14 protein-coding genes are annotated in these 18,145 nt (G+C 73.0%); 9 read left to right on the forward strand and 5 right to left on the reverse strand.

The features are described 5' to 3' along the window. Nucleotides 1-122: 122 nt before the first annotated feature. A complete protein-coding gene (locus tag AB5J73_RS31720) occupies nucleotides 123-686 on the forward strand; it encodes a copper resistance protein CopC (RefSeq protein WP_370962352.1) in 564 nt (187 codons plus the stop codon). Here the strand turns inward: AB5J73_RS31720 and AB5J73_RS31725 are convergent. Further along, entirely contained in the window at nucleotides 683-2,050 is a 1,368-nt protein-coding gene (locus AB5J73_RS31725) for an APC family permease (protein ID WP_370962353.1), read from the reverse strand. The two genes, AB5J73_RS31720 and AB5J73_RS31725, sit on opposite strands and share 4 nt — an antisense overlap. Nucleotides 2,051-2,231: 181 nt before the next feature. Here AB5J73_RS31725 and AB5J73_RS31730 point away from each other — a divergent pair, with 181 nt between their 5' ends. Together AB5J73_RS31730 and AB5J73_RS31735 are read left to right on the forward strand one after the other, a co-directional pair. Further along, nucleotides 2,232-2,714, forward strand: coding sequence for an Lrp/AsnC family transcriptional regulator (locus AB5J73_RS31730; protein ID WP_370962354.1), 483 nt, complete (start codon nucleotides 2,232-2,234; stop codon nucleotides 2,712-2,714). Nucleotides 2,715-2,831: 117 nt separating this feature from the next. Beyond that, entirely contained in the window at nucleotides 2,832-4,223 is a 1,392-nt protein-coding gene (locus AB5J73_RS31735) for an aspartate aminotransferase family protein (RefSeq protein WP_370962356.1), read from the forward strand. Nucleotides 4,224-4,271: 48 nt separating this feature from the next. Here AB5J73_RS31735 and AB5J73_RS31740 read toward each other — a convergent pair whose 3' ends face one another. Together AB5J73_RS31740 and AB5J73_RS31745 are read right to left on the reverse strand one after the other, a co-directional pair. Further along, nucleotides 4,272-5,873, reverse strand: a complete 1,602-nt coding sequence (locus tag AB5J73_RS31740) for a GH25 family lysozyme (RefSeq protein WP_370962357.1) — start codon at nucleotides 5,871-5,873, stop codon at nucleotides 4,272-4,274. A gap of 27 nt (nucleotides 5,874-5,900) precedes the next feature. Further along, nucleotides 5,901-7,268 (reverse strand): FG-GAP repeat domain-containing protein, encoded by a 1,368-nt coding sequence (locus tag AB5J73_RS31745; protein ID WP_370962359.1) that lies wholly within the window; start codon nucleotides 7,266-7,268, stop codon nucleotides 5,901-5,903. Nucleotides 7,269-7,399: 131 nt separating this feature from the next. On the opposite strand from AB5J73_RS31745, the gene AB5J73_RS31750 reads away from it, so the two are divergent. The 6 genes from AB5J73_RS31750 (at nucleotide 7,400) to AB5J73_RS31775 (ending at nucleotide 14,761) form a co-directional block, all read left to right on the forward strand. Continuing rightward, nucleotides 7,400-10,447, forward strand: coding sequence for a BTAD domain-containing putative transcriptional regulator (locus AB5J73_RS31750; RefSeq protein ID WP_370962360.1), 3,048 nt, complete (start codon nucleotides 7,400-7,402; stop codon nucleotides 10,445-10,447). A 65-nt stretch (nucleotides 10,448-10,512) separates the two neighbouring features. Continuing rightward, a complete protein-coding gene (locus AB5J73_RS31755; protein ID WP_370962362.1) occupies nucleotides 10,513-11,112 on the forward strand; it encodes a hypothetical protein in 600 nt (199 codons plus the stop codon). Nucleotides 11,113-11,198: 86 nt separating this feature from the next. After that, entirely contained in the window at nucleotides 11,199-12,407 is a 1,209-nt protein-coding gene (locus AB5J73_RS31760; protein ID WP_370962363.1) for a cytochrome P450, read from the forward strand. Nucleotides 12,408-12,441: 34 nt separating this feature from the next. Then, entirely contained in the window at nucleotides 12,442-12,813 is a 372-nt protein-coding gene (locus AB5J73_RS31765) for a hypothetical protein (protein ID WP_370962365.1), read from the forward strand. Nucleotides 12,814-12,815: 2 nt separating this feature from the next. Continuing rightward, on the forward strand, nucleotides 12,816-13,460 hold the full coding sequence (locus AB5J73_RS31770; protein ID WP_370962366.1) for a DNA-binding response regulator: 645 nt from the start codon (nucleotides 12,816-12,818) through the stop codon (nucleotides 13,458-13,460). Nucleotides 13,461-13,609: 149 nt separating this feature from the next. After that, nucleotides 13,610-14,761 (forward strand): DDE-type integrase/transposase/recombinase, encoded by a 1,152-nt coding sequence (locus AB5J73_RS31775; RefSeq protein WP_370962367.1) that lies wholly within the window; start codon nucleotides 13,610-13,612, stop codon nucleotides 14,759-14,761. 71 nt (nucleotides 14,762-14,832) lie between these two features. Here the strand turns inward: AB5J73_RS31775 and AB5J73_RS31780 are convergent, their stop codons facing one another. Together AB5J73_RS31780 and AB5J73_RS31785 are read right to left on the reverse strand one after the other, a co-directional pair. Beyond that, complete coding sequence (locus tag AB5J73_RS31780; RefSeq protein WP_370962368.1) at nucleotides 14,833-15,969, reverse strand: S8 family serine peptidase; 1,137 nt, start codon at nucleotides 15,967-15,969, stop codon at nucleotides 14,833-14,835. A 14-nt stretch (nucleotides 15,970-15,983) separates the two neighbouring features. After that, entirely contained in the window at nucleotides 15,984-18,101 is a 2,118-nt protein-coding gene (locus AB5J73_RS31785; protein ID WP_370962369.1) for a hypothetical protein, read from the reverse strand. Nucleotides 18,102-18,145: the final 44 nt, after the last annotated feature.

Raw genomic sequence — 18,145 nt, forward strand, 5'->3', positions numbered from 1 at the left:
CGTCCTTCCCTCGCCACCCAGGCGTCCATCCTGGCCAATGCGGGGCGCGAAGAGAAGTGGCCTCGCCGCGGCTGCACGGGTGGACACGAAGACTGCACGGGCGGATAGGGCAGGATGTCCGGATGATCCCGCGTCGCGTGTCCGGAGCCGTTCTCGCCGCCCTCACCGGGCTCGTCGTGCTCGCCGGGCCGGCCTCGGCCCACACCGAGCTCGAGTCCAGCTCGCCTGCCGAAGGCGCGGCGCTCGGCACGGCGCCTTCGCAGGTCGAACTGACCTTCGGCGAGCCGGTGACGCTGCCGCCGGACCCGATCGAGGTCACCGGCCGCGACGGCGTCAGCTGGCAGGTGGGCGCTCCGGCGGTCGCGGGCGGGGTCGTGACGGTGCCCGTGACGCCGTCCGGTCCGGCGCAGGCCTACACGGTGACCTGGAAGGTCGTCGCGAAGGACGGCGACAACGTCACCGGGACCGTGCACTTCACCCTGACCGCCCCGGTCGCGAGCGCCGCGCCGGCCGCGGCACCGGGCGCCGCGGCGGCCTCGAGCCCGGCCGCGCCGACGTCCGCGGCGCCGGCCACCCTCGACTCCGCCGGCATCCCGACGTGGGTGTGGGTGCTGGTCTCGGTGGTCGGCCTGCTCGCGGTGATCGTCGTCGGCATCCGCCAGCTCCGGGGCCGTCCGAAGGACTAGTCCTGGGGGACCGTCACGACCCAGCGCTCGGGACGGCGGCGCAGGTAGCCCCACCAGTACAGCGCCGAGACGACCAGCACGCCCGCGGTGATGCCGAGGTCGAGCGCGCTCTGCTCGACCAGGACGCAGGCCAGCGCGCCGGTGGCGAGCACCGGCACCACCGGCCACGCGGGCATCCGCCAGACGTGCGGTTTCCGGTGCGCCGCCCGGCGGGCGCCCAGTGCGGCGGCCGCGACGCTGAGGTAGAGCGCGACGACGGCGACCCCGGTGACGCCGCTGAGCGTGTCCACCGGCACGAAGCAGAGGACCGCTTCGGACAGCCCGACCACGAGGGTCGCGACCCACGGCGCGCCGAACCGCTCGCTCACCACGCTCATCGCCCGGTTCACCGGGGTCGGCCACGCCTGGTCGCGCGCGGCGGCGTAGAGCACGCGCGAGTTCTGGATGACCATGACGATCACGGCGTTGACGATGGCCGCCGCGATGCACAGGCTGATCGCGGCGCCGACGGCCGAACTGCTCCAGCCGGTGACCAGCGCGGTGAGGTCGAGCCCGGCGAGCGCGGCGGCGTCCGGCACGGCGAGGGTGATCGCCACGACCGGCACGAGGATGACCACGGCGCTGATCCCGAGCGTCCAGAACACCGTCCTGGCCACCGTCCGGCGCGGCTCGCGCATCTCCTCGGCGAGGTAGACGGCGGTGCTGAAGCCCTGCACCACGAACAGCGCGACGGCGAGCCCGGTGACCACGGCGATCAGCCCGATCCCGCTCGTGCCGAGGCTCGGCTTCAGCAGCACGGCCGGGCTCTGCGTGGTGTGGGTGAAGCCGAGCAGGGACACGGCGAAGATCGCGACGATCTCGATGACCAGGAACACGCCGGTGATCCAGGCGTTGGACCGGAGGTTCAGCAGGCCCATCACAGTCGACGCGAGCATCACGAGCGCGCCCGCGACCGAGGGGCTGACGTCGACGACGGCGGCGAGGTAGTCGGCCACGCCGATCGCGATGATCGGCGGCACGACGAGGATCACGATGAACGACAGCACGAAGGTCAGCCAGCCGGCGAACCGGTTCGCCACCGTCGTCACCATCGCGTACTCGCCGCCGGCGCTCGGCACCAGCGTGCCGAGTTCGGAGTAGCAGAAGGCGATCCCCACGCAGAGCAGCACGGCGAGGGCGATGGCGAGGGCGGTGCCGGTGCCGAGGTCGGCGAACAGCGGCGGCACGAGGACGAACAGCGAGGACGCCGGCGTCACGCAGCTGAGCGTCAGCAGGGTGCCGCCGCCGACGCCGATGGAGCGGGTCAGCGTCTTCTTCGCCTTGGCGGTGGCGGCGGTGTCGGGCGGGGCGGGAGTGCGGGGCATCGGCGTTCCCTCCGGCCGGGGGCAAGGTGCGACGGATGGAACAGCACCGATTCGGTGTTGTCAACGCCACTTTGACGACTAAATCCGTTGTCTCGGCGGGACCGCGGCTTCGTATTCAGTGACGGGCCGTGACGGCGCGCCGCGGTTGCCGGGCGTCGCCCGCGTCGGGGATGATCCGGGCGTGAGCAGCCAGGACACCCCCAGCCGGCCCGCGCCGCCGGTGCTCGACGACATCTCCCGGCAGATCATCGCGCAGCTGCAGGAGGACGGGCGGCGGGCGTACGCGACGATCGGCAAGGCGGTCGGCCTCTCGGAAGCGGCGGTCCGGCAGCGGGTCCAGCGGCTGTCGGACTCCGGTGTCATCCAGATCGTCGCCGTCTCGGATCCCTTGCAGGTCGGGCTGTTCCGGCAGGCGATGATCGCGATCACCGTGGACGGTCCGCTCGAGCCGGTCGGCGACGCACTGGCCGAAATGGACGAGATCGCGTACGTGATCCTCTGCGCCGGGCGCTACGACCTGCTGTGCGAGGCCGTCTGCGCGGACGACGAGGCGCTGCTGCAGCTGATCTCGACGCGGATCCGCGCGCTGCCCGGCGTCCGGCACGCGGAGGCGATGGTCTACCTGAAGCTGCGGAAGCAGACCTACCAGTGGGGCTCTCGCTGAGGGTGACGACTAAATCCGAAGGTTACTCGGCAGAGTTGACCATGAATTAGTCGTGTAAGTTCGTCTGGACGACTGAATCGCTTGCATCGGCGCGCCAGGGCGTGCGATAACCGAGGCATGACCACAACCGCCGACCGCGCCACCGCCGACGCCTCGAGCCTCGCCGAGGCCGCCCGCCGCAACCTCTGGATGCACTTCACGCGCCACTCCACCTACGACGAGACCGACGTCCCGGTGATCGTGCGTGGCGAAGGCCCGTACATCTGGGACGCCCGGGGCAAGCGCTACCTCGACGGGCTGGCCGGGTTGTTCGCGGTCCAGGTCGGCCACGGCCGTGAGGAGCTCGCCGAAGCCGCCGCGCGGCAGACGAAGCAGCTCGCGTACTTCCCGCTGTGGGGCCACGCGCACCCGGCGGCGATCGAGCTGGCCACCCGGCTGGCCTCGGCCGCCCCCGGCGACCTGAACCGCGTGTTCTTCACCGTGAGCGGCGGGGAATCGGTCGAGACGGCGTGGAAACTGGCGAAGCAGTACTTCAAGCTCGTCGGGAAACCGGGCAAGCACAAGGTGATCAGCCGCGCGCTGGCCTACCACGGGACGTCGCAGGGCGCGCTGTCGATCACCGGCATCCCCGGCGCGAAGGCGGACTTCGAGCCGCTGGTGCCGAGCACCCTGCGCGTGCCGAACACGAACTTCTACCGCGCGCCCGAGCACGCCGACGACTACGAGGCCTACGGCCGCTGGGCGGCGGACCGGATCGAGCAGGCGATCGAGTTCGAAGGGGCGGACACGGTCGCGGCGGTGTTCCTCGAGCCGGTGCAGAACACCGGCGGGTGCTTCGTCCCGCCGCCCGGGTACTTCGCGCGGGTGCGGGAGATCTGCGACAAGCACGACGTGCTGCTGGTGTCCGACGAGGTGATCTGCGCGTTCGGGCGGGTCGGGTACGACTTCGCGGCGAAGCGGTACGGGTACCAGCCGGACATCATCACGACCGCGAAGGGGCTGACGTCCGGGTACGCGCCGCTGGGGGCGGTGCTGGCCTCGGAGCGGCTGATGGAGCCGTTCACCCGCGGCGAGACGACGTTCATGCACGGGTCGACCTACGGCGGGCACCCGGTTTCCTGCGCGGTGGCGCTGGCGAACCTCGACCTGATCGAGCGCGAGGGGCTCTACGAGCACGTGCTGACGCGGGAATCGGCGTTCCGGTCCACTTTGGACAAGCTGACCGACCTGCCGATCGTCGGAGACGTCCGCGGGGCCGGGTTCTTCTACGGGATCGAGCTGGTGAAGGACAAGGCGACGAAGGAGACGTTCAGCGCCGCGGAGTCGGAGCGGGTGCTGCGCGGGTTCCTGTCGGACGCGTTGTTCGACGCCGGGCTGTACTGCCGGGCCGACGACCGGGCCGAGCCGGTGGTGCAGCTGTCGCCGCCGCTGGTGTGCGACCAGCCGCAGTTCGACGAGATGGAGCAGATCCTGCGGGACACGCTGACGCGGGCCTGGCAGCTGCTGTAGGCGAGCCGCTGCCCCCGGCGGCGGCCGGGGGCAGCGGCGTGGCTCGGCTCAGGCGAAGGTCTGCCAGCCGGAGCCGATCAGCGCGCCGGAGCTGTACGGGGCGGTGTCGGAGCCGCCGTTGGTGTACAGCCACAGGGTTCCGTCGGGCTTGGTGGCGGTGAGATCGGCCCGGTGGTCGCCGGTGACGTCGCCGAGCTGGACGCGGTCGAACTGGGCCCAGCCCCCACCGATCTGGCTGCCGCTGCTGTACGGCGCGGTGTCGCTGCCGCCGTTGGCGTACAACCAGAGTGTCCCGTCGGGCTTGACCGCGACGAGGTCGGCCCGGCCGTCGCCGGTGACGTCCCCGCCCAGGATCCAGGTGAACTGTTCCCAGCCGGCGCCGACCTGGGTGCCGGTGCTGTAGGGCGAGGCGCCGCCGCCGTTGGGGTAGAGCCAGAGCGATCCGTCGGCTTTGGCGGCGACGAGGTCGGCCCGGCCGTCGCCGGTTACGTCGGCGAGGGTGACGTGGCCGAACTGCTGCCACGCGGAGCCGATCAGCGTCCCGGTGCTGTACGGCGAGGTGTTGTCGCCGCCGTGGGTGTACAGCCAGAGTGACCCGTCGGGTTTGGCGGCGACGAGGTCGGCTTTGCCGTCGCCGGTGACGTCGCCGGACTGGAACCAGCTGAAGCCTTCCCAGCTGGTGCCGATCAGGCTGCCGCTGCTGTACGGCGACGTGTTGCTGCCGCCGTTGGCGTAGAGCGAAAGCGACCCGTCGGGCCGGCGGGCCACGAGGTCGGCCCGGCCGTCCCCGGTGACGTCGCCGGCGGCGACTCCGTTCGCGCCGCCGCCCGAACCGCCCGCGAGCGCGGCGAGCTGGGCGAGCGAACCGTTGAAGACGTTGGAGTCGTGGGCCGCGCCCCGGCCGCACGCGTCGATGTCGTACTGCCAGAACGTCCACTTGGTACCCCAGCCTGGCACCGACGGCGGCGACGGGTTGCAGCTGGCGATGTCGAGCGGGTACCCCGAGAACGCCGTGCTGTTGCCGGTGCAGGGGTTCCACCAGTTGACGTTGGTGTAGATCATCGGCGCGCGGCCGATGCGGGCCTTGACCTGGTTGAGGAACGAGCTGATCCAGGCCCGCATGTCGCTCTGGCCGAGCCCGTAGCAGTCGGGCAGGTTCAGCGAGCTGTAGGGCCATTCCAGGTCGAGGAACGGCGGCAGCGTCCGGCCGTCCGCCGCCCACTGCAGGTGGTCGGCGAAGTAGTTCGCCTGGCCCACCGCGTTCCCGAGGTCCGGGCGGCCGAACGCGTAGGCGCCGGTGTAGAGCCCGGCGTTCTTGGCGCCGTGGTAGTCCTGGTCGAAGTACGGGTTGGTGTAGCCGGTGCCTTCCGTCGCCTTGACGAACGCGAACTCGTCGCCGGCGGCCTTCTGGTTCGCCCAGTCGACCGTCTTGCCGCCCGAGTGGTCGTGGCTGGAGACGTCGATGCCGTTGACGGTGTAGCCGGAGGGCAGGCCGGCGGCGAGTGCGGCCGGTGCGTCCGGTTCGCGAGCGGCGTCGGCGAACCCGTTCGCCGTGTCGGATTGCTTGTCCGTCAGGGGTTCGGCGATCGCGGGCGACGTTCCCCCGAGGAGGACCGCTCCGGCCAGCACCGCCAGCAGGTACTTGCGCATGGTGAGCTCCTGTGGTGAGAAGGGGGATCAGGCGAAGGGCTGCCAGCCGGAACCGATCAGGATGCCGCTGCTGTAGGGCGCGGTGTCGCTGCCGCCGTTGGTGTAGAGCCACAGGGTGCCGTCGGGCTTGGTGGCGGTGAGGTCCGCGCGGTGGTCGCCGGTGACGTCGCCGAGCTGGATGCGGTCGAACTGGGCCCAGCCCGCCCCGATCTGGCTGCCGCTGCTGTAGGGCGCGGTGTCGCTGCCGCCGTTGGTGTAGAGCCACAGGGTGCCGTCGGGCTTGACCGCGACGAGGTCGGCGCGGCCGTCGCCGGTGACGTCCCCGCCCAGGATCCAGGTGAACTGTTCCCAGCCGGCGCCGATCCGGGTCCCGGTGCTGTAGGGCGCGGTGTCGCTGCCGCCGTTGGCGTAGAGCCAGAGCGACCCGTCGGGCATGGCGGCGACGAGGTCGGCCCGGCCGTCCCCGGTGACGTCGGCCAGGGTCACGTGGCTGAACTGCGCCCACCCGGAGCCGATCAGCGTTCCGGTGCTGTACGGCGAAGTGTTGTCGCCGCCGTGCGTGTAGAGCCACAGCGTCCCGTCGGGTTTCGCGGCGACGACGTCGGCCTTGCCGTCGCCGGTGACGTCGCCGGACTGGAACCAGCTGAAGCCGTCCCAGCTGGTGCCGATCAGGCCGGCGGTACCGTAGGGCGAGGTGTCGCTGCCGCCGTTGGCGTAGAGCACGAGCGACCCGTCGGGCTTGCGGGCGACGAGGTCGGCCCGGCCGTCCCCGGTCACGTCACCGGCCGCGACCCCGTTGGCCGCGGACGACTGCTCGACGACGCGGTCGTAGCGGATGGCGGTGTAGGAGGTGACCTCGGACCACGAGTCGAACCCGAGGTTGCCGGAGTTGTTGACCTTGTACGGGTTCTGCACGGTCTGGCCGGTGGAGTTGAACGAGTAGACGTAGGCGCCCTGGCCGTGGTCGTTCTGGTTCTTCCAGAACGCGAACAGCTCGATGTGCCCGTCCGGGCCGCTGCCGTCGCTGTCGCGGACCATCGCGTCGCCGGGGCGCAGGGCGTCCCGGGCGACGACGTGCATCCCGTTGCCGCTCTGCGCCTTGCTGAGGAATTCGTTGGTGATCAGGCTCGAGCCGAGGTGCCAGGCCATCGAGACGAGTCCCGAGCAGTCCCGGCGATAGGTCTGCCCGCCGTCCGGTCCGGGGACGTGGGTGCCGGTCTGGGTGTAGGTGTAGCCCTTGTCCACCCAGTACTGCGCCCGGTCGAGGACCTCCTGGCGGGAGACCGGGCCGTTGACGGTCGATGCGTGCGCCGTGCCCGGGACGGCGAGCGAGACCGCGGTCAGGGCCGCGGTGGCGAAGGTGACGGTGAGCCGGGCGATCGTCTTCGTGGTCATGGGCCCAGCGTCGGGACCCGCGCTGCAGGTTCTCTGCAAATCCGCCGGTAGCCGCCATACAGCGGTTTTCCGGCGGCCTTGCCGGGCGGTAGGGTCCGCCGGGACATCTCGGGGGAGACACAGGGGCGGGGATGGAGTTCCGGCTGCTCGGACCGGTCGAGGTCGCCGACGAAACCGGCACCCTGGCCTTGGGGGGCACGAAGACCCGCACGCTGCTGGCCGCGTTGCTGCTCGAGCCGGGCCGGATCATCGCCACGGACCGCCTCGTCGACATCATCTGGGACGACGACCCGCCGTCGACCGCCCGCGCGCTGATCCAGACCTACGTGTCCACGTTGCGCCGGGCGCTGGGTGACGCCGGCACGGAGATCATCCGCACGGCGGCGCCGGGCTACTCGGCTCGCTTCGGCGCCGAGAGCCTCGACCGGCACCGCTTCGAGGTCTTCGCCGCGGAGGGCCGGGAAGCCGCGGCCGAAGGGCGGTACCGCGAGGCGTCGAACGCCTTCCGGGCCGCGGACACGCTGTGGCGCGGGCCGGCGCTCGGCGGCGTGCGCAGCCGCGTCCTGTCGGGCGAGGCGGCCCGCCTCGACGAGCAGCGGCTCGCGGTCATCGAGGCCCGCATCGCCGCCGACCTGGAACTCGGCCGCACGGACGAGCTGATCGGCGAGCTCACCGTCCTGATCGGGCAGCACCCGACGCGGGCGTCGCTGCGCGGCCACCTCATGCTCGCCCTGTACCGCGCGGACCGCACCGCCGACGCCCTCGCGGTCTTCCGGCAGGGACGCGAGGTCCTCGTCGACGAGCTGGGCATCGAGCCGGGGGTCGAGCTGACCCGGCTGCACGAAGCCATCCTGCGGTCGGACCCGGCCCTGCTCGGCCCGCCCGCCGAGCCGTCCGCGCGCCCCGAGCCGGCACCGGCGGCCCGCGGCGGGGGCCGGGTGGCCGTGCCGCGCCAGCTCCCGCCCGACGCGGCCGATTTCACCGGCCGGGACGCACTGGTGGGCGAGCTGGCCGGAGTGCTGACCGGCGGCCGGCCCGGACCGGTGGTCGCGGCCCTGCTCGGCCCGGGCGGGGTGGGCAAGTCGGCACTGGCCGCGCACGTGGCGCACCGGGTGTCCGCGGCCTACCCGGACGGGCAGCTCCACGCCGACCTGCGGGGCACCACCGGCATGCCGGCGTCGCCCACCGAGGTGCTCGGCCGCTTCCTGCGGGCCCTGCAGCCCGACCGCGGCGCGATCCCGGACGACCCCGACGAGCGCATGGACGCTTACCGCACCGCGCTGGCCGGCCGCCGCGTGCTGATCGTCCTCGACGACGCCGCCGGCGAGCCGCAGGTGCGGCCCCTGCTGCCCGGCACGGGTACCTGCTCGGTCCTGGTGACCTCGCGCACCCGGCTGGCCGGCCTGGCCGGTGCCCACCTCGTCGACGTGGGCCTGCTCTCGGCGGGCGAAGCGACCGCGCTGCTGTCCCGGATCGCCGGCGCGGACCGGATCCAAGGCGCGCCCGACGCCGCCGCCGAGATCGTGGCCTGCTGCGGCAACCTGCCGCTCGCGGTCCGCGTCGCGGGCGCGCGCCTGGCCACCCGCCGGCAGTGGACCGCGCGGCTGCTCGCGACCCGGCTGACCGACGAACGGCGCCGCCTCACCGAGCTGTCCGCCGGTGACCAGCAGATCCGCGCGAGCATCGAGCTGAGCGTCCGGAACCTGGACCCCGCCGCCCGGACCGCGCTCCGCCGGCTCGGGCACCTGGGCCTGGCCGACTTCCGGTCCTGGGTGGTGGCCTGCGCGCTCGACGTCGAAATCGCCACGGCCGAGGAGGTCGTCGAGCACCTCGTCGACACCCACCTGGTCGACTACACCTTCGTCGACGACACCGGCCAGGTCCGCTACCGGCTGCACGACCTGGTTCGCATCTACGCCCGGGAGGAGGCCGAACGGCACGAGTCCCGGACCGACCTGGTGGCCTCGACCGCGCGCGTCGCCGGCGGCTGGACCGCCGTGCTCGACCGGCTGCGGGACCACGTCGCCGACCACGTCACCTCCGGGGCGATCCCGCTGACGACGGCCGAGGCAGGCCCGGTCGACCCCGAGGTGCTCGGCACCGCGCTGACCGATCCCCGCGGCTGGCTCGACATCGAGCAGGCGTCGCTGGTGCTCGCCGTGGAGCGGGCCGCCGAGGCGGGGCTCGACGGGCCGGCCGTCGCCATCGCGTCGGTGCTGTGCGCGTCGGGCTACGCGTTGAACGGCGTCGTGGACCTGTGGGACCGCGCGCACGGCGCCGCGCTGGCCGCCGCCCGCGCCGCGGGCAACCGGCCCGGCGAGGCGGTCCTCCTGGCGCAGGTCGGCCAGCTCCGGTACGAGCAGGACCGGTTCGCCGAGGCCCGCCGGCACCTGACCGACGCCGTCGAGCGGTTCCGCGACCTGCGGGACGCGCGGGGCGAGGCCGCCGCGCTGACCGCGCTCGGGCTCGCCTGCCGGGACCAGGGCTACCTGCCCGAAGCCGAGCACTTCCTGGACCGGGCGGCCACGGTGTGCCGGAGCCTGGACGACGACCGCGCGACCGGCCACTGCGAGCGGCTGATCGGCTCGGTCCACCTGGAGCGCGGCGACTTCGCGGCCGCGGACGCCGCGCTGGCCGCCGCGCTGGCGGCGTACCGCCGGGCCGGCAGCGAACGCGGGGAAGCGCTGACGCTGCGCACGATCGGCCTGACCCACCTCGGCCGCGGCCGGCTCACCGAGGCCGAGGAGACCTTCACCCGCGCGCTGGCGCTGTTCCGCGCGCTCGGTGACGAGAAGCTGGTCGGGTTCTGCCGGCGCGGACTGGCCAAGACCCACCTGCGGATGGGCCGGCTGGCCGAGGCCAGAGGACCGCTGGAGACCACCCTCGCCGCCCACCGCGCGGAAGGCGACAGCTGGTCCGAAGCGATGGTCATGCGCACCCTCGGCGAGCTGGACCTCGCCGCCGGCCGGTTCGAGGAGGCGAGCCGGTGGCTCACCACCGCGCTGGCCGCCTTCCGCGAGCAGGAAGCCTTCCTGTTCGCTGCCCGCACCCTGCGCGACATCGCGCAGCTGGAGGAGGCCAGGGGCGACCAGCCGGCGGCGAAGGCCGCGCTGGCCGAGGCCATCGAGACCTTCCGCGCCTACGGGGCCCGCGAATACGGCGAGCTGACGTCGCTGTAATCCGGTTGCAGGGTTTCTGCAGCCCGGTGGGCGACCGTGGAGCGGTGCCCCCTCCAGATGCCCCGATGACCGTGCCGCCGTTCGATCCGCGCCTCGCCCGGATCCCGATCCGCGACAGCGGCGAGGAGCTGGTGGACGTCCGGACGTCGGCCCCGCTGTGGGTCGCCGGACCCACCTGGCTCCGGCACGGGCTGGTCGATCGCCTCGTGACCGCCCAGAGCCTGCTGCCCCGCGACGTCCGCCTGCTCATCGTCGACGGGTACCGGACGCCCGGCCACCACCCGGCCTGCGCACCCGGGTGCGCGATCCCGCCCGCGGTGGCCCCGCACCCGACCGGCGGTGCCGTGGACCTCACCCTGTCCGGGGCGGACGACGAGGCGCTGCCGCTGCCCGCCTGCTGCGCCGGCCCGATCCCGCCGCCGGACCCGAAGACCGGGCGGCTGCTCGCCGAAGCGCTGGTCACCGCCGGTTTGGTCAACTACCCGGCCCGCTGGTGGCACTGGTCCTACGGCGACCGCTTCTGGGCCTGGGTGGCCCGATCACCCCACGCCCGTTACGGCCCGGTCCACGAGCCGGATCGTCCTCCGGCGGGGACCGGCGGCGCGGGGGCGTTGGCCCGAAGGGGCGGCGAACCGGGCGATCCCCGCTCCGGCCCGGGTTCCTGAGTACCGTGGAACGCAGGGGGACCGGGGGGTGCGGCCGGCGACCGGCCCGCCCGCGCCCGGCCGGCCGCGCGCCGGGAGGAGACCCGATGACCGCGACCACGGACACCCCGCGCCTGCCGTTCGAGCGGCCGAACGTCCTGGAGATCGCGCCGCTGTTCGAGGTGCTGCGCCGGCAGGGGCCGGTCGTGCCGGTGACCACCCCGGCCGGGGATCCGGCTTGGCTCGTGACCGGGTTCGAAGAGGTCCGGACCGTTTTCACCGATCCGCGCTTCGGCCGCTCGCACCCCGCGCCCGAAGAGGCGTCCGCGCTGTCGGACGCCGCCATCCTCAGCCGGCCGCAAGGCGACCACGAAACCGAGCACGTCGAGCACGCGCGGATGCGCCGGATGCTCGTGCCCGCCTTTTCCGCCAACCGGATCCGGCGGCTGGCCGGCCACGTGCAGGAGCTGGCCGACGGCTGCTTCGCCGCGATGGAACGCGCCCGGCACGGCGACGAGCCGGTCGACCTCCACGAACACCTCTCGTTCCCGCTGCCGGTGCTGGTGATCTGCGAGCTGCTCGGCGTCCCGTACGAAGACCGCGACACCTTCCGCGTGCTGTCCGAGCGGATGGGCCGGATGGACATCGGGTCCGGCGCCGAAGCCGCCCTCGACGAGTTCGCCGCCTACATGGGCCGGCTCGCCGCGGCGAAGCGGCGTGCCCCCGGGCAGGACGTCGTCTCGGACCTGGTCCGGGCGCAGGCCGACGACCCCGCGTTCGCCGACGACGACCTGGCCCGGCTCGCCGCCGGGCTGCTGTTCGCCGGCCACGAAACCACTTCGAACCGGATCGACCTCGGTGTCCTCTTCCTGCTCACCGACCTCGCGCGGCGCGACGCCCTGGTCGCCGACCCCGACGGCCTCGTGCACGGCGTGGTCGAGGAGATCCTGCGGCTGTCCGCGCCGGGCGGTCTGGGTGTCCTGCGGTACGCGCACGACGACGTCGACCTCGGCGGCGTGCGGGTCGCCCGCGGCGACGCGGTCGTCCTGGCGCTGGCGGCCGCGAACCGGGACCCGGCCGCGTTCCCGCACGCCGAAGAGTTCGATGCCGGGCGCAAGCCGAACTCGCACGTCGCCTTCGCCCACGGCGGCTGGTTCTGCATCGGCGCGAGCCTGGCCCGCACCGAGCTGCGCGTCGTGTTCGGCTCGTTGTTCCGCCGGTTCCCCGGGCTGCGGCTCGCGGTGCCGGTCGACGAGCTGGAAGTGCGGACGAACCGGGTCACCGGGGGAGTGGACCGCGTGCCGGTCCTCTGGTAGACCTGCGGCGGTGACGCTGTGGGACAGGCTCGGGATGGATGACAAGCTCATCAAGGTGCTGAAGGAGATCCCACCGGGACCGGACGCGCCGGAGCTCGGCCCGGCCTACGTGACCATCCACCAGCTGGCGGTCGAGCTGGACCAGCGGTTCCCCGAAGTCCGCAAGCAGCTCGACGTGCCCCTCGGCGGCGGCTCGACGCGCCACGCGGGGCTGGTCGAGCTGCTGGGCAAGGAACTGGTCGACAAGATCAAGCGCTACGGCGACGTGTACCCGATCGAAGCGGCGCAGCTCTCTTCGGTGCGGTTCCGCGAGCTGCGGCTGCGCGGCCCCGGCGGACGTGACCTGGTGGGCGCCTCGCGCACCGACCTGCCGCTGATCCGCCTGCGGGCCAAGGGCCAGGACTGACGGTGCTGCCCCCGCCACCGGTCCGGGCCCTGCTGGCCGAACGCGACCCGGCGGTGCGGGCCCGGCTGAGCACCGTGCTGGGTGAGGCGGACGGCATCGAGCTGATCGGCTCGGCCTCGGACGCGTCGTCGGCCCGGACGGCACTGCGCCGCCTGCTGCCGGACGTGGTGCTGCTGGACCTGCGGCTGGGGCCGCTCGGGCCGGTGTTCCGCCGCCCGGCGGTGCTGGCGCTGGTGACGTTCGACTCCGACGCCGGGATCCTGCGCGCGCTGCGCGACGGGGCCGCGGGGTACGTGCTGCGCTCGGCCCGGCGCAACGAGCTGATCAAGGTGGTCCGCCTGGCGGCCGACGGTCACGCGGTGCTGTCCCCGGACGCGTCCCGCCGGCTGGTCTCGGCCGCGACCCGGCTGTCCGGCCCGCGCGACGAGCGGCTGGCGGCGGTCGACCGGCTGTCCGCGCGCGAGCGGGAAGTGCTGATCGGCATCGGTTCGGCGCTGTCGAACGCGGAGATCGCGGCGCGGCTGGGCGTGGCGGAGCCGGTGGTGCGCAGCCTGGTGGACCGGGTGGTGCGGAAGCTGGGGTGCACGCACCGGACCGAAGCCGGCTTGCTGGCGTACGAACGGGGCCTGTGCCGCCCGGGGCCGTGAGCGGTGATCCGGGTTCCGGCCCGGTGCTTGAGGTCAGGACATCGTGAACAGTTGATGTTTCAGGACATCGTGAACACTGACCGGCCTGTCAGCATGATGACCAGGACTTCCGTGGTGATCATGCGACGATGGGCAGAGCAGGGTTTTCGATGGATCCTGAGTTCGTCGCCGCAGTCGCACGCGCCGCCGCAGGCGAAAAGGTCAACATCGCACGGTTCTGCCGCGAACACGGCGTGTCCCGGGGCGTGTTCCACAAGTACCTGACCCGGTTCCGGACCGAAGGCACCGACGGGTTCACCCGCCGCAGCACCGCCCCGCGCCACCACCCGGCCGCCCTGGCCGCTCCGGTGGCCGAGGCGGTGCTGCGAGCCCGCAAGGAACTGGCCGAGCACGGCCTCGACAACGGCCCGATCTCTATCCGCTGGCACCTCGAGGACAACGGAACCACTCCCGTGCCGTCCCCGTCCTCGATCTACCGGATCCTGCGCGCCCACGGCCAGATCGTGGCCCAGCCCCGCAAGAAACCCCGCACCCGCCGCCGCTTCGAATACGCCGACCCCAACGGCTGCTGGCAGATCGACGGCATGGAGCACTACCTGGCCGACGGCACCAAGGTCTGCATCATCCAGATCCTCGACGACCACTCCCGCCTCGACGTCGGCTCCTACGCTGCGACCGGCGAAACCACCGCCGGCACCTGGGCCGCGCTGCAGCAGGCCTTCGCCGGCTACGGCCTGCCCGTCACACTGCTGTCCGACAACGGGCTGGCCTTCACCGGCAAACACCGCGGCTGGATGGTCGAACTGGAACGCCACCTCGCCCGGCTCGGGGTCACCAGCATCGCCTCCACCCCGCACCACCCGCAGACCTGCGGAAAGAACGAACGCGTTCACCAGACCCTGCAGAAATGGCTCGCCGCCCGACCACCCGCCGCCACTCTCACCGCGCTGCAAGACCTGCTCGAGGACTACCGGACCTGCTACAACAACCGCCGTCACCAAAGCCTCGACGGGCTGACACCCCAGCAACGCTACGACGCCCGCGCCAAAGCTACCCCCGCCACCGGTCCCCGCCGGGCCGGCGGCGTCGCCACCCGGCCTGTCTCCGCTACCGGCGTGATCGCGTTTTCCGGCTGCTCCATCGTCCTCGGACGCGCCTGGGCGGGCCGCTTCGCGACCCTCTACTGGCAGGGCGACCGTGTCACCGTGATGATCGGTGACACCGTCGCCCGCCAGCTCACGCTAGACCGCTCGGTACGCTACCAACGCCTCACCGACCACAAACTGTCCACGAGGTCGTGAAACACATCTGTTCACGAAGTCCTGAAACAGGACACCGGGTTCCGGCCCGGATCACCGCTCACGACCGCCGGTCAGAAGCCGGTCAGGCCGTTCGGGACTCCCACGCCCGTCGGGGCGTCATAGCCCGGGCCCGCGACGCACAGGTAGTCGCCGCCGCACTTCTTGCCCGCGCCCGCCGGGTCGTTGTGGCCCGTCGTGATGTCCGTGAACCGGGACGCGTTCGCGTACAGGCCCGACGGCGCCGGGACGTGCCTCGACCGGCCGATCAGCCCCGCGATGAACGGCGCCGACGCGCTCGTGCCGCTCGCCGGGAGCCAGCCACCCGCGTCCGTGTAGTGGATCGCGATGTCCGCCGCCGCCGCGGCGACGTCGGCCACCGTTCGCTTGCCGCAATGGGTGTCCTTTTGCCACGACGGCTTCGCGATGTACGCAGAGCACCCGCTGCCGCCGTACTGCCACACCGACTCCGTCCAGCCGCGGGTGGTCGACGGGTCGCGGGCCAGTGACGTCCCGCCGACCGCGATGGTCGTCGCCAGGACCGCCGGGTAGCTCGCCGCCGTGAAACCCGAGTCGCCCGAGGAGGCCACCACCGCCACGCCCGGGTGCTGGTAGTGGCTCGCGAACGCCAGCGGCGCGCCGCCTTCGCGGGCGCCGTAGCTGTTCGACACCACCGAGGCGCCCAGGCGGACCGCCGTGTCCTCCGTCTCCGCCAGGTCCGCGAATCCCGGCGAGTTCCCTTCGACGACCAGCAGCCGGCACGACGGGCACGCCGCCGACACCATCGAGACGTCCAAAGTGGACTCCAGCGCCCAGCCGAAGCTCGGCTCCGGCAGCGGTGCCGCCAAGCCCTGCTGGTTGACCTTGCGGAAGCAGCCGTCGGCCGCCGTGCACGGCGGCAGGCCGTACTGCGCCCGGTACGCCGCCAGGTCGGCCTCCAGGTTCGGGGCGTCGAAGGCGATCGAGATGCCGACGACCGTCTCGGGGCCCGGAGTGGCCGGGAGCCCGTAGGCCGACGCCAGGTCGTCGGCACCCCAGCCGGCCGGGCCGTCGGCCGAGGCGCGCACCGCACCCGGGGTGTACGTGGTGAGGCAGCGCGCCACCCCGGGCTGCTCGGGACACGCCGCGCGCGGCGCCGGAGCCGCGGTCGCGGCCGGGGCGAACGCGACGGCCAGGACGGCGCTCAGCACGCCGATCAGTGATCTGTGCACTGTGGACATTCCCCTCAGACCGGGTAGACGTGGTAGGCGGCGGTGATCGTCTCGGCCACGGTCGCCCCGGCCGCGTCGGACGCCGTCACGCGCAGCGAGACGTCCGTGCCGCGGAAGGCCTCCGTGACCGCGGCGAAGTCCGCGTGGAAGACGCCGCCGTCGCGCGGGGTCACCGTCGCGTCGAGCCAGGTGGTGCCGTCGAGCGAGTACTGCACGGTCGCCGCCGTGATCGGCGAAGCCGTGCTCTGCTGCAGGTGCCCCACGCTCAGGTCGAGGCTCTGCGGCCCGGACACCGTGGAGCCGTCGGGTCGCAGCCCGCCGACGGCGTACCCCAGGGTCAGCATCGGCTCGACCGCGCACGACCGGTCGACGCCACCCCGCAGGCGCAGGCAGACCAGCGCCGCCGGGAGCTGGGCGCCCTCGACGTGCCGGGACTTCCACGTCCACTCGGTGCGGGTCGCGGTGCTCTGGCGGTACATCGGCCCGGTGCGCCCGGCGTCGACCGTCAGCCCCAGGGTCGACGGCCCGGCCGCCACCGGCTGCTCCACGGTGAGCTCGGTGTTCCCGGCCGGGTCGCCCTCGGCGATCGTGGTGCCGTCCTGCGTCAGCGCGTAGTGCCCGGTGACGGTGTCCCTGGCCTCGCCGTAGAAGCCCAGCCCGGTGTGCCCCGGCTGGTTGTCGCTGAACGGCGTGATCGACAGCCGCAGCAGGTCTCCGGCCCTCGTCGCGGCCGGCGCCACCGGGGCGCTGCCGTCGTCGAGCGGCAGCAGCGCGACCTCGCCCGCCGGGTGGAGCGGGAACCGGTTCCACTCCTCGGTGGCCGCCGAGCCGCCCCGGTAGGCGTGGAACGGCTCGTACTGGCCGCCGGCCCAGCCGGGGAACGGCCCGGGCAGGACGTACTTCGAGAACCCGCCGAACCAGCGCAGGTCCGGCGCCGCCGAGACGTACTCGACCTGCTTGCGCGGCAGCTGGATCGGGTGCGAGACACGGCCGCTGACGTCTTCGAAGGAGAACATCCCGCTGCGCTGGCGCAACCCCAGCGACGAGTACTCGCTGAAGTAGGTCGAGTCCACCGCGGCGACGTCCTTCGCCGTGATGACGTACCGCTGCTGCGGAATCGTGCCGGTGCTCGCCTTCTGCAGCACGTATTCGTACGGCGTGCCCGGCCCCGGCGGGGACACCAGCCTGCTGTACGGGTACGTCTGCAGCGCGCCCGTCTTCACCGGGACGGCCGTCGGCGACACCGCGATCGGCACGCCGGGCCCGGCGTCGAAGTCGACGAGCAGTGCCGGCCCGGTCTTGGCCGCGCGGCGGAACAGGAACCCGGTGTCGTCGAGCAGCGCCGGCCGCGGCGTCACCCAGGTCAGCTTGCTCGACGCGCGGGAAGCGTCGACGCGGACGGTCTTGTCCGCCTTGACCGCGAACTCGGGCTGCGCGCTGAACCGCAGCTCCGTCGGGTTGCCGTCGGCGTCGGCGGTCCAGAACAGGCCGAGCGCGCTGTAGTTCCCGTCCGGGACGCTGAACTTCGCCGTGCCGCCCGAGAAGTAGTTGAGGCTTTCGTCCGGGGCGAGGAGGTTCCCGTCGTCGGTGTTGTAGAGGAACGCGACACCGGTGTCGGCCGGGTGGCCGGCGATGTCGGTGGCGTCGACCGACACCGTCCGCATCACCGAACGCGGCCGGACGGCCGGGCGCGCCCCGGGCAGCGCGAACCGCGCACCGCCGGCGAAGAGCCCCTGCCCGCCGAACTGCCCGCGCGCGTTGTCCTCTTTGAACTGCTTCGCCAGCGCGGGCCCGAACGTCGCCGGGTCGGCGGGCAGCGGCGCGCCGGCCAGCAGCGCGCCGACGTCGAACAGGTTCAGGTCCAGCCCGCGTCCGAGGTAGGGGAGCGCGGTGCCGGGGACCTCGTAGTCGCGGTCGCCGAGCCGCAGGTGCACCAGCGCCCGCGCCATGCCCTTCTCCGCGGCCGGCCGGACGTCGAACAGGGACCGGCCGTCGGCGGTGGTCCGGACGCTGACGCGCTCGCCGGTGATCAGGGTGGCGGACGTTGAGGGCGCCGCGGCGCCGGCCGGTGGGGGAGCGAGTCCCACTAGCCCGGCGAGCGCGACCCCCAGGACGGACAAAGTTCTTCGCACTGGCACCTCCGTGTGGTGGTTGATCACCACTACCGACGAGCCGG

Origin of the sequence: Amycolatopsis sp. cg9 (assembly GCF_041346945.1) — a bacterium.
Lineage (GTDB): Bacteria > Actinomycetota > Actinomycetes > Mycobacteriales > Pseudonocardiaceae > Amycolatopsis.

Coding starts and splice junctions, on each gene's coding strand:
- AB5J73_RS31720 (WP_370962352.1), top strand. CDS start 123: ATGATCCCGCGTCGCGTGTCCGGAGCCGTTCTCGCCGCCCTCACCGGG.
- AB5J73_RS31725 (WP_370962353.1), bottom strand. CDS start 2,050: ATGCCCCGCACTCCCGCCCCGCCCGACACCGCCGCCACCGCCAAGGCG.
- AB5J73_RS31735 (WP_370962356.1), top strand. CDS start 2,832: ATGACCACAACCGCCGACCGCGCCACCGCCGACGCCTCGAGCCTCGCC.
- AB5J73_RS31740 (WP_370962357.1), bottom strand. CDS start 5,873: ATGCGCAAGTACCTGCTGGCGGTGCTGGCCGGAGCGGTCCTCCTCGGG.
- AB5J73_RS31745 (WP_370962359.1), bottom strand. CDS start 7,268: ATGACCACGAAGACGATCGCCCGGCTCACCGTCACCTTCGCCACCGCG.
- AB5J73_RS31750 (WP_370962360.1), top strand. CDS start 7,400: ATGGAGTTCCGGCTGCTCGGACCGGTCGAGGTCGCCGACGAAACCGGC.
- AB5J73_RS31755 (WP_370962362.1), top strand. CDS start 10,513: ATGACCGTGCCGCCGTTCGATCCGCGCCTCGCCCGGATCCCGATCCGC.
- AB5J73_RS31760 (WP_370962363.1), top strand. CDS start 11,199: ATGACCGCGACCACGGACACCCCGCGCCTGCCGTTCGAGCGGCCGAAC.
- AB5J73_RS31765 (WP_370962365.1), top strand. CDS start 12,442: ATGGATGACAAGCTCATCAAGGTGCTGAAGGAGATCCCACCGGGACCG.
- AB5J73_RS31775 (WP_370962367.1), top strand. CDS start 13,610: ATGGATCCTGAGTTCGTCGCCGCAGTCGCACGCGCCGCCGCAGGCGAA.